This window comes from Duganella fentianensis, assembly GCF_009857835.1.
GTDB lineage: Bacteria > Pseudomonadota > Gammaproteobacteria > Burkholderiales > Burkholderiaceae_D > Rugamonas > Rugamonas fentianensis.
This window is the reverse complement of the sequence record NZ_WWCL01000002.1, coordinates 363223-376557: the sequence shown is the minus strand read 5'-3', so window position 1 is coordinate 376557 and position 13335 is coordinate 363223. Positions and strand designations below refer to the sequence as shown.

Sequence of the window (13335 nt, the reverse complement as noted above, 5' to 3'; positions counted from 1 at the left end):
AATCCGCTGGCAGCGGCCGCGGAAGATGACCTGCGGCCGCTTCCGCTGTTAAAATGCTCCTTTTCCACCCACAAAGTGCAACAACCATGACTCGCAAGCTGTTCGTCACCACTGCCCTGCCCTACGCTAACGCCGCTTTCCACATTGGCCACATGATGGAGTACATCCAGGCCGACATCTGGGTCCGGTTCCAGCGAATGCAGCGCGACGGCGACGCCCAGCGCGTGGTGCACTTTGTCGGCGCCGACGATACCCACGGCACGCCGATTATGATTGCCGCAGAGAAAGAAGGCATCACGCCTCAGGAATTCGTGGCCAAGATCGCTGCGGGCCGCGCCCAGTATCTGGACGGCTTCCATATCGCTTTTGACAACTGGTACTCGACCGATTCGCCGGAAAACGTGGAACTGTCGCAAGGCATCTACCGCAAGCTGCGCGATGCGGGCCTGATCCAGACCAAGACGGTGGACCGCTTCTTCGACCCCGTCAAAGGCATGTTCCTGGCCGACCGTAACATCAAGGGCGAATGCCCGAAATGCGGCGCCAAGGATCAATACGGCGACAACTGCGAAGTGTGCGGCGCAGCCTACCAGCCTACCGATCTGGTCAACCCGTTCTCAGTGTTCACCAACGCCACGCCCGTGCTCAAGCCTTCGGAGCAGTATTTCTTCAAACTGTCCGACAAGCGCTGCTACGAATTCCTGCGCGACTGGCTCAACACGCCGGGCCGTTTGCAACCAGAGATGGTCAACAAGGTGTCGGAATGGCTGGGCGAAGCCGGTGAAAAACTGGCCGACTGGGATATCTCGCGCGACGCGCCTTACTTCGGCATCCCGATTCCTGACGCACCGGGCAAATACTTCTACGTCTGGCTGGACGCGCCAGTGGGCTATCTGGCTTCGCTGAAAAACTACTGCGCCAAACAGAACATCGACTTTGATGCCCTGCTGGCCGATCCGCAGACGGAACAGATCCACTTCATCGGCAAGGACATCGTCTCCTTCCACCTGCTGTTCTGGCCAGCCATGCTGAAGTTCGCCGACCATCCGACGATCGAGCGTATGCGCGTGGCCGTGCACGGCCACCTGACCGTCAACAACGAAAAAATGTCCAAATCGCGCGGCACCGGCATTTCGCCGCTGCGCTACCTGAATCTGGGCATGAATCCGGAATGGCTGCGCTACTACATCGCCTTCAAGCTGAACTCCAAAGTAGAAGATCTGGACTTCACGGGTGAAGACTTCGTGGCCCGCGTGAACTCGGACCTGATCGGTAAATACGTCAACATCGCTTCGCGCTGCGCCGGCTTCATCGCCAAGAAATTCGACGGCAAGCTGGCTAGCAGCCTGTCCGACAATGCACAGGCATGGATCAAGCGTGCACTGGTCACGGCCGACGGCGTGGAGCGTCAGGCCAACATCGCCGCCAACTTCGAAACCCGCGAGTTCGGCAAAGCCCTGCGCGAAATCATGGAGATCGCCGACTTCGCCAACCAGTACGTGGACGAAAACAAGCCGTGGATACTCGCCAAAGACGAGAGCAAACTGGCCGAGCTGCACGACGTCTGCACCACCGCGCTGATTCTGTTCCGCCAGCTGTCGATCCTGCTGTCGCCAGTGCTGCCGGGCGTGGCTGCCAACGTAGCCAAGTTCCTCAACGACGAGAAATTCGACTGGGCCCAGACCGACGTGGCCAGCGGCGTGGTTGCCAGCGCCATGCTGGGCCGCACCATCGGCGCCTACGCCCACCTGATGACGCGCGTGGATCCGAAGATGATCGAAGACCTGTTCGACGCACCGCAGGCAGCTGCCGCCCCTGCAGCTGCGCCGGCAGCCAAAGCCGAGAAGCCAGCCAAAGCCAAGGCTGCGCCAGCCGTGCAGGTGACGGAAACGGGCATCGAAGTGATCGCGCCGGAAATCTCGGTGGACGACTTCTTCAAGGTCGATCTGCGTATCGCCAAGATCGTCAACTGCGAACACGTGGAAGGCTCGGACAAGCTGCTGCGCCTGACGCTGGACGCAGGCGAAGGCCGTCTGCGTAACGTCTTCTCGGGCATCAAATCGATGTACCAGCCCGAAGACCTGATCGGCAAGCTCACCGTGCTGGTGGCCAATCTGGCGCCGCGCAAGATGAAGTTCGGCGTATCCGAAGGCATGGTGATGGCTGCTTCGGCCGTCGATGAAAAAGCCAAGCCGGGCATCTACATCCTCAACCCGTGGCCGGGCGCCGAGCCGGGCATGCGCATCAGCTAAGGCAGCGACCGGGGATAGCGCATGAACATCGTGGTACGCGAAGCGACACTGGACGATGCCTCTCTGATTGCCGAGCTCACGCGCGCCGCGTGGGCCGGCAAAGTGAATGTCACTTCCAGCGGCCACCGCGAAACCGCCGTACTGGTCGCGGAACATCTGCGCTCAGGCGGCGGTTTTGTTTTACTGGTCGATGAAACACCCGTAGGTTCGGTGCGCTGGCTGCCGCTCGATGATGATGCGGACGTGTGGGAAATCTGCCGCATGGGCGTGCTGCCCGATTATCGCGGCCAGAATATCTCCCAGCACTTGCTGGAAGCCGTGATCCACCACGGGCTGGCCGTGGGCATAGAAGAAATGCGGCTAGCCGTGCGCAGCGATCAGCCGCAGCTGATCGACTTCTACACGGCTTTCGAATTCGAACTGGCGGAAGAACTCGAATACTCCCATGCCAATCCGCTGGAGCCGCCACCGCTGGTGATGCGGCGCCTGCTGGACAATTAGGCTACTGGCCAGCTGCCGGTGCGCTCCAGCTGGCGTGCCTGCTCGGGCGCGCTCCAGCGTAAAGGCAGAGCACCGACATTGCGCACCACTTCGCGCACATGGAAGCGCAACAGGCGCTCGGCCCCGACGAACGCCTGCAGCTGCGGGCCTTCCCAGATAATCTCTGCCTCGACAGCCAGATGCAGCAGATCGCCGCTGGCGAAATCGATGAACAGCAAGCCCGCTCTGGCATCCTTGGCCAGATTGCCCAGCGTGTTGAAGAAGAAGTTCCCCACAAACTCGGGCGCCAGCAGCGTGCGCTCATCTTCTACCAGCACAAAGCCGGGCCGCCCGCCTCGGTGCGACATATCGACGCCGCGCCCTTGCCCCGCATCGTCCGCCATATGGGCGCTGGCGATGAAATAAGTATCGGCAGCGGCAATCAGCGAACGATCGGCCGCGCTCAGCGCCGTGGCACGCAGCACCTGCGCTGCCGCAGCGCCCCGCTGTGCCGGATAGTGCTGCCGGCTCTGGATATACTTGGGGCAGTTGCCGAAACTCTGGCTTACGGCGATCTGCAGGCTGGCCTGATCGCGCTGCACGATCTCGCCATTGAGGCGATTGCGCCGCCGCGTGGTCGGCTCCAGTCCCAGCCCGCCCACATGGGCGCCCACCTGTAACAGACCTTCCAGCGGATCACCGGCCAGCAGGCCACCATCGATCTGCAGTGTCGCTTCATCGGGCGTACTGATGAAGCCCGCCTGCGCGGCCAGCAGCGTCGCCCAAGGCTGGCCGCCAGCATCGAGCGCTGCCAGATAGAAGAACGGCAGACCGGCGAAGAAATCGCGGTGCTGCTGCGGCATGAAGGGGCGGATGAACTCCGCTGCACCAGCGATGCGCTCGCGCATACCCACGCGCTCCTGCATGGCCAGCTCACCCGCATGGAAGGTCGTCATGATTACATCTCCTCGGTAGCAAGGCCTACTGGTGTCACCGGCATAGGCACAAAGCCGGGCAAGGCACGGATGGCGGCCAGCCATGCGCACAGTTTAGGATAAGGCTTGAGCGAAATGCCGCCTTCCGGCGCATGGGCGATATAGCTGTAGCAGGCTATGTCGGCAATGGTGGGGTGCTCGCCGGCCAGCCAGCTGCGCTGCTGCAGTTCCTGTTCCATCACGGTGAACAGCTGGGCCCCCATGGTCTGGGCTGCGGCCAGATTGCGCTGGGCGCCAAACACATTGACCAGACGCGCCGTAGCCGGCCCGCCAGCGATCTTGCCGGCAGCGATAGACAGCCAGCGCTGCACCTGCGCCGCCGCCACGGCATCACGCGGCAGCCACAGGCCGCTCACATCGTAGCGCGTAGCCAGATAGACGAGAATGGCATTGGAATCGGCCAGCGTTACGTCGCCATCTTCCAGCACGGGGATTTCACCGAAGGCGTTCTTGGCCAGAAAGGCGGCCTGTTTGTGTTCGCCGTTCGCCAGATCCACCTGCACGTATTCGTGCGGCAGTTGCAGCAACTGAAGGAACAGCTCGACACGGTGGGTGTGGCCGGAAAGGGGAATGCCGTACAACTTCATAAAAACTCCTGATTCAAAGAGGGTGTACCGCGAGTATAGGCAGGCTGGGTCGTCGCGATAAGCCGTACAAAGCAGGAATCAGAGTCCACTTAAAGTGGACAATGGAGGGTACAATGGCTGCATGATAGACCTGCACAACATCAATCTGAACCGCCTCACCACCTTTGTCTCCGTAGTCGAAGCGGGATCGCTGACGGCCGCAGCGCAGCGGCTGGGGCTGGCCAAATCCATGGTCAGCAAGCATATGCAGTTGCTGGAAGCAGAGATAGGCGTGGGTTTGATCATCCGTTCCACCCGCAAGCTGAGCCTGACGGAAGCGGGCCGCAGTTTCTACGAAGCCAGCCGCCAGCTGCTGCGCGCAGCCGAGACGGCCATCGAACAGGCACGCAGCGGCCGATTGACGCCGCAAGGCACGCTGCGCGTCGCCTCGCCCATCGATTACGGCGTGATGGTGCTCTCGCCCGTGCTGACGCAGCTCCGGGCCGACTATCCGGCCCTGAAGATCGAACTGGTGTGCGGCGACCACCGCATCGACCTGATCGCCGAAGGCATCGACGTCACAGTCAGGCTGGGCAAGCTCGATGATTCCGGCCACATGGCCACCCGCATAGCCCCGCTGCGCCGCTGGCTAGTGGCCAGCCCCGCTTTCCTCGCGCGGCACGGCACGCCACGCACACCGGCCGATCTGCCTGCCCTGCCCCATATCGCACTGACAGTGATCGCCCAGCCTACCCAGTTCACCCTGCATGCGGCCGATGGCAGCAGCAGTGCCGTGCACATGCAGAACACGGTGTTTTCCTCGAATACGGCGTATGCCACCCGCGCAGCCGCGCTGGCAGGCGACGGCATCCTGCGCGCCACAGAGTTCTCTGTGAAGGACGATGTCGCGGCCGGACGGCTGATCCGCATGCTGCCCGACTGGACGCTGCCCGTCAGTGAAATCCACGCTGTCTATCCGGCCACGCCCCATCTGCCGCAGAAAGTGCGCGTGCTGATCGACGCCCTGAAAGCGGCCAGCCGCTGATCCAGGTTGCAAGCGCTAGCGGCGCGCCGAAATCACGATGCCGCCCACGATCAAGGCAAAGGCTGCGGCATGGTAGGTATGCGGGGTTTCGCCGAGGATGGCGGACGACAGCACGGCCGTGAACAGCGGCGTGAGGTTGACAAAGAACGAGCCTATCGCAGGACCGGCCGCGCGCACACCGGCGCCCCAGCAGCCAAACGCAACGATGGCCGGCCCGGTCGCCACATACAGCAGGCCCGCCGCCAGCGCCCAGCTCCAGTGCACGGGCATGGCGCCTACCGCCTGCTCTGCCAGCGCGAAGCCGCCCGACCACAGCACGCCGAACGCTACCTGCGCCAGCATGAAGCTGGCCCAGTTCGCACGAATGGCGGCCGGTTCTTTCACCCGCAGCAGCAGCCAGCTATACAGCGACCAGGCGATGGTAGCCAGTATCATGAACAAGTCGCCCGCCACCAGCCGCAGTTCCAGCACATGGCGCCACTCGCCGCGCGCCAGCACCAGCACCACGCCAGCGATCGACAGCACGGCGCCTGCCACCTGCTTGCGGCTGACAGGCACGCCGAAGAACAACCAGCCCGTCAGCATCATCCACACCGGCATGCCGGAAGCCACCAGCGTCACGTTGATGGGCGTCGAGCTTTGCAGTGCCATGTATTGCAGGGCGTTATACATGCCGATACCGAGCAGGCCCAGCGCCGCATACTGGCGCCAGTAGCGCCATAACCCCGTTTCACGGCGGAACACGGAACCGGCCAGCGGCAGCAGGAAGCAGAAGGCCAGGGCCCAGCGCAGAAAATTCAGCAACACGGGCGGCAGCATATCGTGCAACAGGCGCCCGACGACGGCATTTCCTGCCCACAGCAGCGGTGGCAGGGTCAACAGCAGGATGGTGCGGGGAGTAAGGCGCTCGGTCATCAGGGAGTTTCGTGAAAATCATGCAACAATCAGCCATGAAGCATACCTGATTCATGCATTTCGCGCTGTCAGGCCCTCATCAAATTCGCCCGCTGACGCTGCGGCGCGGTAAAATACGTCTTGCTGATCCAACCACAGAGACTATATGAAACTGTCCAAACAACATTCGATGTACGAATCCGAGCACACCCTGTTCATCAAGGCCCTGAAAGAAAAGAATCCGGGCATGGATGAGCGCCAGCAGCAAGGCCGCGCCCTGCTGTGGGACCGTCCGCCGATCTCCCTCGATGAACAGCAACGCCAGCTGGCTTCGGCCGTCAAGCAACAGGCTTACGTTTATCAGAACAAAGTCTAAGTCTTACCCCACCCTAGCGACTGCCGCTACCTGAGCAGCAATGACGTTGCCAGACCAAACGCTGGAGCAGCAAGTGCCTGCGGCCGACCTCGATGCGGCGGCAGGCCTGGCTGCATCCGGCGAGCTTGCCGTCAGCCCTGAAGCGGTGGCCGAAGCGGCCGCCGTTACGAATGAAGTGGCCGCCCTCGCCCGCCTGTATGGCGAACCGCTGCTCAAGCTGCCCAACGATCTCTACATTCCGCCGGACGCGCTGGAAATCTTCCTCGATGCTTTCGAGGGTCCGCTGGACTTGCTGCTCTACCTGATCCGCAAACAGAATTTCAATATTCTCGATATTCCGATGGCGCAGCTAACGCTGCAATATCTGAAATACGTGGACCAGATCCGCCTGTCCAATCTGGAACTGGCGGCAGAATATCTGCTGATGGCGGCCATGCTGATCGAAATTAAGTCACGCATGCTGCTGCCCCAGCGCCAGACGGAACTCGATGCCGAGATGGACGACCCGCGTGCCGAACTGGTACGCCGTCTGCTCGAATACGAACAGATCAAGCTGGCCGCCTATGATCTCAACGCCGTGCCGCAAGTGGGACGCGATTTCATCCGCACCCAGATCTTCATCGAGCAGAGCCTGGTCACCAGCTGGCCGGACGTTACGCCCGTCGATCTGCAGCAGGCCTGGCTGGATGTGATGAAGCGGGCCAAGCTGGTCCAGCATCACAAGATCAGCCGCGAAGAACTGTCCGTGCGCGAGCACATGACGGGCATCTTGCGGCGCCTGCAAAGCAGCCGCTTCGTCGAGTTCGCCGACCTGTTCGACATCGCCGGCGGCGTGCCCGTGGTGGTAGTCAACTTCGTGGCCCTGCTGGAGCTGGCCAAGGAAACGCTGGTGGAAATTACCCAGGCCGAGCCGTTTGCACCGATCTATGTGCGGCTGGCCTATTCGCCCGCCTGACCGGCGCGGCCTTACCGACTTTTTTTACGTTAGAACTACGTTATGAAAATCATTACCTCGATTGAAGAACTGCGCGACCAGCTGAGCGGCCAGTTGCGTACGGCATTCGTTCCCACCATGGGCAATCTGCATGAAGGCCATCTGTCGCTGATGCGTCTGGCGCGCAAGCATGGCGACCCGGTGGTGGCCTCGATCTTCGTCAACCGCCTGCAGTTCGGCCCGAACGAGGACTTCGACAAATACCCGCGCACCTTCCAGGCTGACGTGGAAAAGCTGGAAAAAGAAGGCGTCTACGTGCTGTTCGCACCGACCGAGAAAGACCTGTATCCGGAGCCGCAGGAATACCGCGTACAGCCGCCCGATGGTCTGGGCAACACGCTGGAAGGCGAGTTCCGTCCGGGCTTCTTCAACGGCGTCTGCACCGTCGTCACCAAGCTGTTCTCGTGCGTACAGCCGCGCGTGGCCGTGTTCGGCAAGAAGGATTACCAGCAGCTCATGATCATCCGTAACATGGCGCGCCAGTTCGCCATGCCGACCGAAATCGTGGCAGCCGAGACCTACCGTGCCGACGATGGCCTGGCCCTGTCCTCGCGCAATATGTACCTGTCGGAAGCGGAACGGGCAGAAGCTCCGGCCCTGTTCCAGAGCCTCAACTTCGTCGCCGAAGAAATGCGCAACGGCCATCTGGACGTATTCCAGCTCGAACACCGCGCCATGGACGATCTGGCCAAGCGCGGCTGGAAGCCGGACTACATCTCCATCCGCAAGCGCAACGATCTGCAACCGCCTAATGCTGGCGATCTGGCACAGGGGGCGCCGCTGGTGGTGCTGGCCGCTGCCAAGCTGGGCTCCACCCGCCTGATCGACAATCTGGAAATCTAAGGCCATTGGCGGCGCGCAATGCGCCGCGCAGCCTCTACACCTGGGGTACAGCCGGCGCGTTCATGCGACCGCACAGTTCTGCCGGCTGTACTCATTCAAAACTTCCCCCTTCCCCGCTCCCCAAGCGGCACATCGGTAATCGCGATTCAGTCTGTTAGCTGAGTAGTCTCTACCTATACGCTCGCGAGCACAACCTCTCCAAGCTTTGGAACAAGCCGCCTAGCGATGGCGAAAATTCGCGCCTGCCGTGGGAATTCGTGAACTTTACCAATTGGCAAGCTGCTATCCTTTATGCCATCGGCAGAATTCGGCCAATAGCAGCCGGACGTCAATTATGAAATTTCCGAAATTATGAGCACCGAAATACTTCAATTACGGGCGATTGCGCAAATGGCGCTTACGACTCACATAACACCTCGCGTCAGAAGTATTTCGATGAGCCTGGATGCTTCAGGTCGTGAAATTGGATTTCGTGTTTACACCGATGGCACATTGCCAGAATCTGCAGCAGAAGCGCTAAACTGTGCTTTGACGGAGATCCATGCCGAATATCCTTTAGGGCAGATTGTACGCATTAACGAAGAATTTATTGTTGCGCCTGAACCGGAGCCGATGCACCATCTTCCAATAGTTGTCTATGTTCGTTGCGAAGACCCATGGGTTGACCGAACCTGACCGTGTTCGGCCAGAAGCGGAAGTTCCTGATTTAGCCCAATACTGTTATGCCAAATTCTACGAAGTTAACTGATAAATCCGATACCCGCGCCGCCGAAGCTATCGTCGCTGCGGGGGGCGCTGCGGCCCCTGAGTTACTTGAATGGGTGCAGGACATTAATTGGCCGGTCGCAAAAATATTGGCTCCGTTTCTTGCAAGTGCAGGGAGCAACGTCGTTCCTGAGATTCGTCAGATATTCGCCTCGAACGATGACACCTGGAAATGGAGTGTAGTTGTCGGCGTGGTCGCAAAGTCGTCAGAATTGATTGCACTTCTTCGCCCAGAACTCGAGCGTATCGTACATGCGCCAACGGTAGGCGAGCGCTCGGAGGGGCTAGAGCAATTTGTGGCGAAACTCTTGGAATCAGCATGACCGCATCGCGTATCGGCCACTAGCAGCTACCAACAACACTCGAAAAGGAAGTGCCATGTCTCTGCGATTTCATTATGTCGCTCCAGGCGACATGCTTAAAAAATTGGAGCGTGAGGCGGCAAGACTTTTTGATGCCGCGACCAGTTCGCAAAAAGAGTCAATGTGCGACCACTTTTTCAATTTTTGCGTCACCGCCCACTCTATTCGCGATTGGGTTATTAAATCGGAAGGATTAACGAACAAGCAGAATTTTCACGACCGATGCAATGAATTCCAAGAACTGGCTGCTTGTCGAGATATTGCCAACGCAAATAAGCACTTTGAGTTGGAAGAAAAACGTAACTTGGTAGCCAAAGGGGCAGTAGTATCGAGGTCATCCGTGCTTGATGTATTCGAGGATGCTAATGGTCGATTGTTTACTTCCGAACCACGCGAAACGATTGAACTCTCAGTGGTCATCGATGGTCGTCCGCCGCAAGAATCAAGCCAATTTTCCCGATTGGTTATCGATGCGTGGGAGGAAATTTTCAAGGAGTACGACATTTCTTTCCAATCGATTTATCAGTCCATTCACGATACACCATCAAATATTTAGGCTACTCTGGACTAAATAAAATCGTGTGAAGGTTCGCAACGGGGAGAATTGAGCTCGTGACAATTAGAGAGCATTGCGCTCCTTCGAGTCGCTATGATGACGGCAGTATTGCTGCCCGCGTTCGGCCAGGAGCCGCCGGTCAGCATCAGGGGTGAAGAAAACATGAAACAGGTTTTGCCCTATATCCAAATTGGGATGCACAATGATGAGCATGTCGTCGTCGTTGTGGACGATTATGAGTTGGCTGACTTCATTGAGGACTATCTCGGAGATGACTGCAACTTGCCTTTCGATTACCGGACTAGAGTCGAACGACAAGGCGGTGAAGTAATCACCTTACACTTCCCTACATCTTCTAGATTGCAAGAAATAGAGGATAGCCTTAAAAAGCTATCTTCGGGCGAGGTTGAAGACATCTATCGCCTCAACAATTAATTTACGCCGACGCGTATCGGCCATCAACGGCCATTCAGGGATTCTTCCTTTTAAAAATTTAAGAAATATTCTGATGCCCAATCATACTCATGACTTTAAGGTCTGGCCCTTTTCGGATGCAGTGAATACGGCTACATACTGCACCTCGAAAGTCGCGCACCTTAGATTTCCTGTTCTCCAAGTTTCGCACGATTGTGATGGTGATTGGCAGTTTTTGGATGCAACGACTGAAACTCCGTCTGAATGTGTTCTTCTCTGCTTAGGTTGTATTTACGAGCGTGACGCCACCTTGGCGGAAATCAGTGACCTCCCACGTGGTTGGGGGGCATATCGAAGTGCCGTGGGGGCTCCATGGGAACGATGGGAAGATTTGCCGGAAGAGGACGAACAGGAGCAAAAAGCACTTTCTGATATCGAGAGCTACGGGCTTCACGTTATAAGCGTAAGCGAGTCTGACGAACTACCGCCTTTCTCCTATTCCATCGGCATCGGTAGGTCGCTTGGCTTGCCGGAACTAATTGTCATTGGACTGAAATATGAAGTAGCCCAGGCTGCTATTAACGAGTGCTACAGCCAAATGAAGTCTGGCATTCAGGTTACACCGGGAACGAGTGTCGCAGGACTCCTCGGTGGTGACTTTGAGTGCCTGATAGGCGAGGTTTCATCTGCAAATTTACGAGAATACATGGGCTGGGCTACATGGTTATATGGGAAGGATGGCTTCAAGGCATATCAGATAATTTTTCCTAGCACTACAGGGGCATTCCCATGGGAGTCAGAAGCAAGTGAATGGTTCAAGAAGTGGCAGCCTCTACTCGCATAATGTGTGCCCCGACGATTGGCGCTAATAAGGTCTGAGATGGCGGCCGGATTCGGCCAAAAGCTGCCGATGACTATAGGAATTTATTGAAAAGATTTATGCTGATTTTTGTAACATTTGCGCTTTCTGCGTTAATAGTCTACTTAATGACTAACTTTGTTGGTTCTAACCTTCCTTTTTGCTCAGTAGGTTGTTGCTTATGCCAATAACATTTGTATTTGACACAAATTATCTTCGTGGCCTCGGTTGCTCAGAATTTCTTTCCGGAAAATTGCCTGCTCGATTGCAGGGCCAGGTTAATTCTTCCTTCGACAGGGGTGATCTTTTTCTTTTCCCAAAAACAGTCATGATTGAAATGAACGCATGGCTCGAAGATGAGGCAAAGAAACGCCACTCTTCACTAGTTAATGCAGCGCAGTTATTGCAAGACTCGGGTTACACGATCTCTGCTGAATTGCCACAGTTACCTGCGAAGGTAGATATTTGTGATGTATTGAAGGCATCAATAAAAAACTACGATGTTCTTGAGCCTGAGATTGAAGATTATTGTGAGGCTGAGCGTAGAACCTCCTATCGCCTTCCACCACATCCGAAAAATCCAGAGCATGAGGAAATGAGGGATAGGCTAATATGGTGTCGAATTTTAAGATATTCGGTAACAACGAAAAATAGTATCGTGATTGTTTCGCATGATCAAATTTTTAAGAATGGCGCCGCTTCAGACGAAGGACGAAATGCAAGAATTAGTATTGCATCTTCCCCAGAGGACCTTGATCAGCGGCTTGGAGAGCGCCCTGCGCATATTCAAACATTAATCAATGAATTGCTTACGTTTTCCAAACAATTTAAGGCCAACAACTTGAGTATCTCAGATAGTGATATTTCAAGTATCGATAATGTTAAAAATAGAAGAAATGTTGATGGAGTAGTAGATAAAAGCTTCGACATTTTTATAACTGGAAATGATAAACCGATCCAGGGAGTTATGTCTCTGTTGGGAGGCAAACCCTTGGTATTGTCCTTAAATAATAAAAAACACGTTTTTTATGCAGAAGAAAATGAGCGCGGCGCAGAGGCAATTTTGCAAAATCTAATGAGTGAGCGCCCTGATGTCGCGCTTTCTGAGCTACGCCATCTTATTGGAGATTGAAGATGAATGTGTCATTCGGAGGTCAAATTTTTAGACAAGTCCAAGTTCCCCTGTTATGGGGAAGTCGTGCAGTAATCGGCCACCCGGGTGGTGAATTTTCCGTGATAGACTTGTCCGGTGTTGTTGCACGAATTGAAATTGTTAAAAACATTCCTGCGCCAAATATTGACTATACTGAGCGAGAGGATGGTGTCGTTATTTTCAAAGACTTAGCTGAATCTTTTTTCTTTTCGGCTCCAAGAGGTGTTTTTAAGGATATTTCAGGAGTTTTGCCTGATTGTGAAGTTTACGGGGACCACATTCGTGTGGGAAATAGCAACATTCGTTCTGCTATGATTTCCGGTTTTCCAGTGGGAATAGGTGTAACCGAAAGTGGATTGTTTCTGGGCGGCCCTTTGCCACAAAATTTAGCTGCGCTAACAGTATAAGTTAGGTTCAGTCTAGCTTGCGGTTATCTTATCTTGGGTCAATGAATGCTCATGTTTAGCTCCAGCATTCAATCAATGTTCTAATCGAAAAAGCTGAGTATTGAAGCTGACCACATAGTGTTCATTTTTAATCTTCTGGTTAAGTAAGAGTTTCAAGCAGAAACGGAGTGTGCTCCTCCGGCTAACATGCAATGTTAAGAGAAGGTCCGCAACGGGGTGGAAGCCGACGCTCATTTACGCGGCACCATTCCCAATTCACTTGATAACTTCTGATATCTGCATTGAGGCAGAATGGATGCTCCGGTCCGGAGTAGAATCACTGGCTAGTGTCTCGCAAGGATACGTAACTGGCGTTGAGCTACGGAGACTATTCA

16 protein-coding genes are annotated in these 13335 nt (G+C 56.2%); 13 read left to right on the top strand and 3 right to left on the bottom strand.

The annotated features are described in order from the left end of the window. Window positions 1–86: 86 nt before the first annotated feature. Together metG and GTP23_RS09540 are read left to right on the top strand one after the other, a co-directional pair. Window positions 87–2252, top strand: coding sequence for a methionine--tRNA ligase (gene metG / locus GTP23_RS09545; protein ID WP_229256030.1), 2166 nt, complete (start codon window positions 87–89; stop codon window positions 2250–2252). A 21-nt stretch (window positions 2253–2273) separates the two neighbouring features. Next, window positions 2274–2753: a GNAT family N-acetyltransferase gene (locus GTP23_RS09540; RefSeq protein WP_161034956.1), complete on the top strand. Its 480-nt coding sequence runs from the start codon at window positions 2274–2276 to the stop codon at window positions 2751–2753. On the opposite strand, the gene GTP23_RS09535 is transcribed toward GTP23_RS09540, so the two are convergent. After that, window positions 2750–3688 carry a pyridoxamine 5'-phosphate oxidase family protein gene (locus GTP23_RS09535; protein WP_161034955.1) on the bottom strand — a complete coding sequence of 313 codons (939 nt, stop codon included), beginning with the start codon at window positions 3686–3688 and terminating at the stop codon, window positions 2750–2752. The two genes, GTP23_RS09540 and GTP23_RS09535, sit on opposite strands and share 4 nt — an antisense overlap. A gap of 2 nt (window positions 3689–3690) precedes the next feature. Continuing rightward, complete coding sequence (locus tag GTP23_RS09530) at window positions 3691–4314, bottom strand: glutathione S-transferase family protein (RefSeq protein WP_161034954.1); 624 nt, start codon at window positions 4312–4314, stop codon at window positions 3691–3693. Window positions 4315–4435: 121 nt separating this feature from the next. Here GTP23_RS09530 and GTP23_RS09525 point away from each other — a divergent pair, with 121 nt between their 5' ends. Further along, window positions 4436–5338 (top strand): LysR family transcriptional regulator, encoded by a 903-nt coding sequence (locus tag GTP23_RS09525; RefSeq protein WP_161034953.1) that lies wholly within the window; start codon window positions 4436–4438, stop codon window positions 5336–5338. Window positions 5339–5353: 15 nt separating this feature from the next. Here the strand turns inward: GTP23_RS09525 and GTP23_RS09520 are convergent, their stop codons facing one another. Continuing rightward, a complete protein-coding gene (locus GTP23_RS09520; protein WP_161034952.1) occupies window positions 5354–6253 on the bottom strand; it encodes a DMT family transporter in 900 nt (299 codons plus the stop codon). 145 nt (window positions 6254–6398) lie between these two features. Here GTP23_RS09520 and GTP23_RS09515 point away from each other — a divergent pair, with 145 nt between their 5' ends. From GTP23_RS09515 to GTP23_RS09470, 10 genes are all read left to right on the top strand, one after another. Beyond that, window positions 6399–6608 (top strand): DUF3460 family protein, encoded by a 210-nt coding sequence (locus GTP23_RS09515; protein ID WP_155435074.1) that lies wholly within the window; start codon window positions 6399–6401, stop codon window positions 6606–6608. 40 nt (window positions 6609–6648) lie between these two features. Next, window positions 6649–7563 carry a segregation and condensation protein A gene (locus GTP23_RS09510; RefSeq protein ID WP_161034951.1) on the top strand — a complete coding sequence of 305 codons (915 nt, stop codon included), beginning with the start codon at window positions 6649–6651 and terminating at the stop codon, window positions 7561–7563. A 42-nt stretch (window positions 7564–7605) separates the two neighbouring features. Further along, the gene (gene panC, locus GTP23_RS09505; protein WP_161034950.1) at window positions 7606–8445 is read left to right on the top strand and encodes a pantoate--beta-alanine ligase; all 840 of its coding nucleotides are present in this window, start codon (window positions 7606–7608) and stop codon (window positions 8443–8445) included. Between the two features lie 351 nt (window positions 8446–8796). After that, on the top strand, window positions 8797–9120 hold the full coding sequence (locus GTP23_RS09500) for a MafI2 family immunity protein (protein WP_503826612.1): 324 nt from the start codon (window positions 8797–8799) through the stop codon (window positions 9118–9120). A gap of 47 nt (window positions 9121–9167) precedes the next feature. Further along, entirely contained in the window at window positions 9168–9533 is a 366-nt protein-coding gene (locus GTP23_RS09495) for a DUF5071 domain-containing protein (protein ID WP_161034948.1), read from the top strand. 55 nt (window positions 9534–9588) lie between these two features. Then, on the top strand, window positions 9589–10128 hold the full coding sequence (locus GTP23_RS09490) for a hypothetical protein (protein ID WP_161034947.1): 540 nt from the start codon (window positions 9589–9591) through the stop codon (window positions 10126–10128). Window positions 10129–10221: 93 nt separating this feature from the next. After that, complete coding sequence (locus GTP23_RS09485) at window positions 10222–10563, top strand: hypothetical protein (RefSeq protein ID WP_161034946.1); 342 nt, start codon at window positions 10222–10224, stop codon at window positions 10561–10563. Then, complete coding sequence (locus GTP23_RS09480; RefSeq protein WP_202412112.1) at window positions 10535–11386, top strand: DUF4262 domain-containing protein; 852 nt, start codon at window positions 10535–10537, stop codon at window positions 11384–11386. The genes GTP23_RS09485 and GTP23_RS09480 overlap by 29 nt, the downstream gene beginning before the upstream one ends. Window positions 11387–11729: 343 nt before the next feature. Continuing rightward, window positions 11730–12533: a hypothetical protein gene (locus tag GTP23_RS09475; protein WP_161034945.1), complete on the top strand. Its 804-nt coding sequence runs from the start codon at window positions 11730–11732 to the stop codon at window positions 12531–12533. A gap of 2 nt (window positions 12534–12535) precedes the next feature. After that, the gene (locus tag GTP23_RS09470; RefSeq protein WP_161034944.1) at window positions 12536–12961 is read left to right on the top strand and encodes a hypothetical protein; all 426 of its coding nucleotides are present in this window, start codon (window positions 12536–12538) and stop codon (window positions 12959–12961) included. The last annotated feature ends 374 nt before the right edge of the window (window positions 12962–13335 follow it).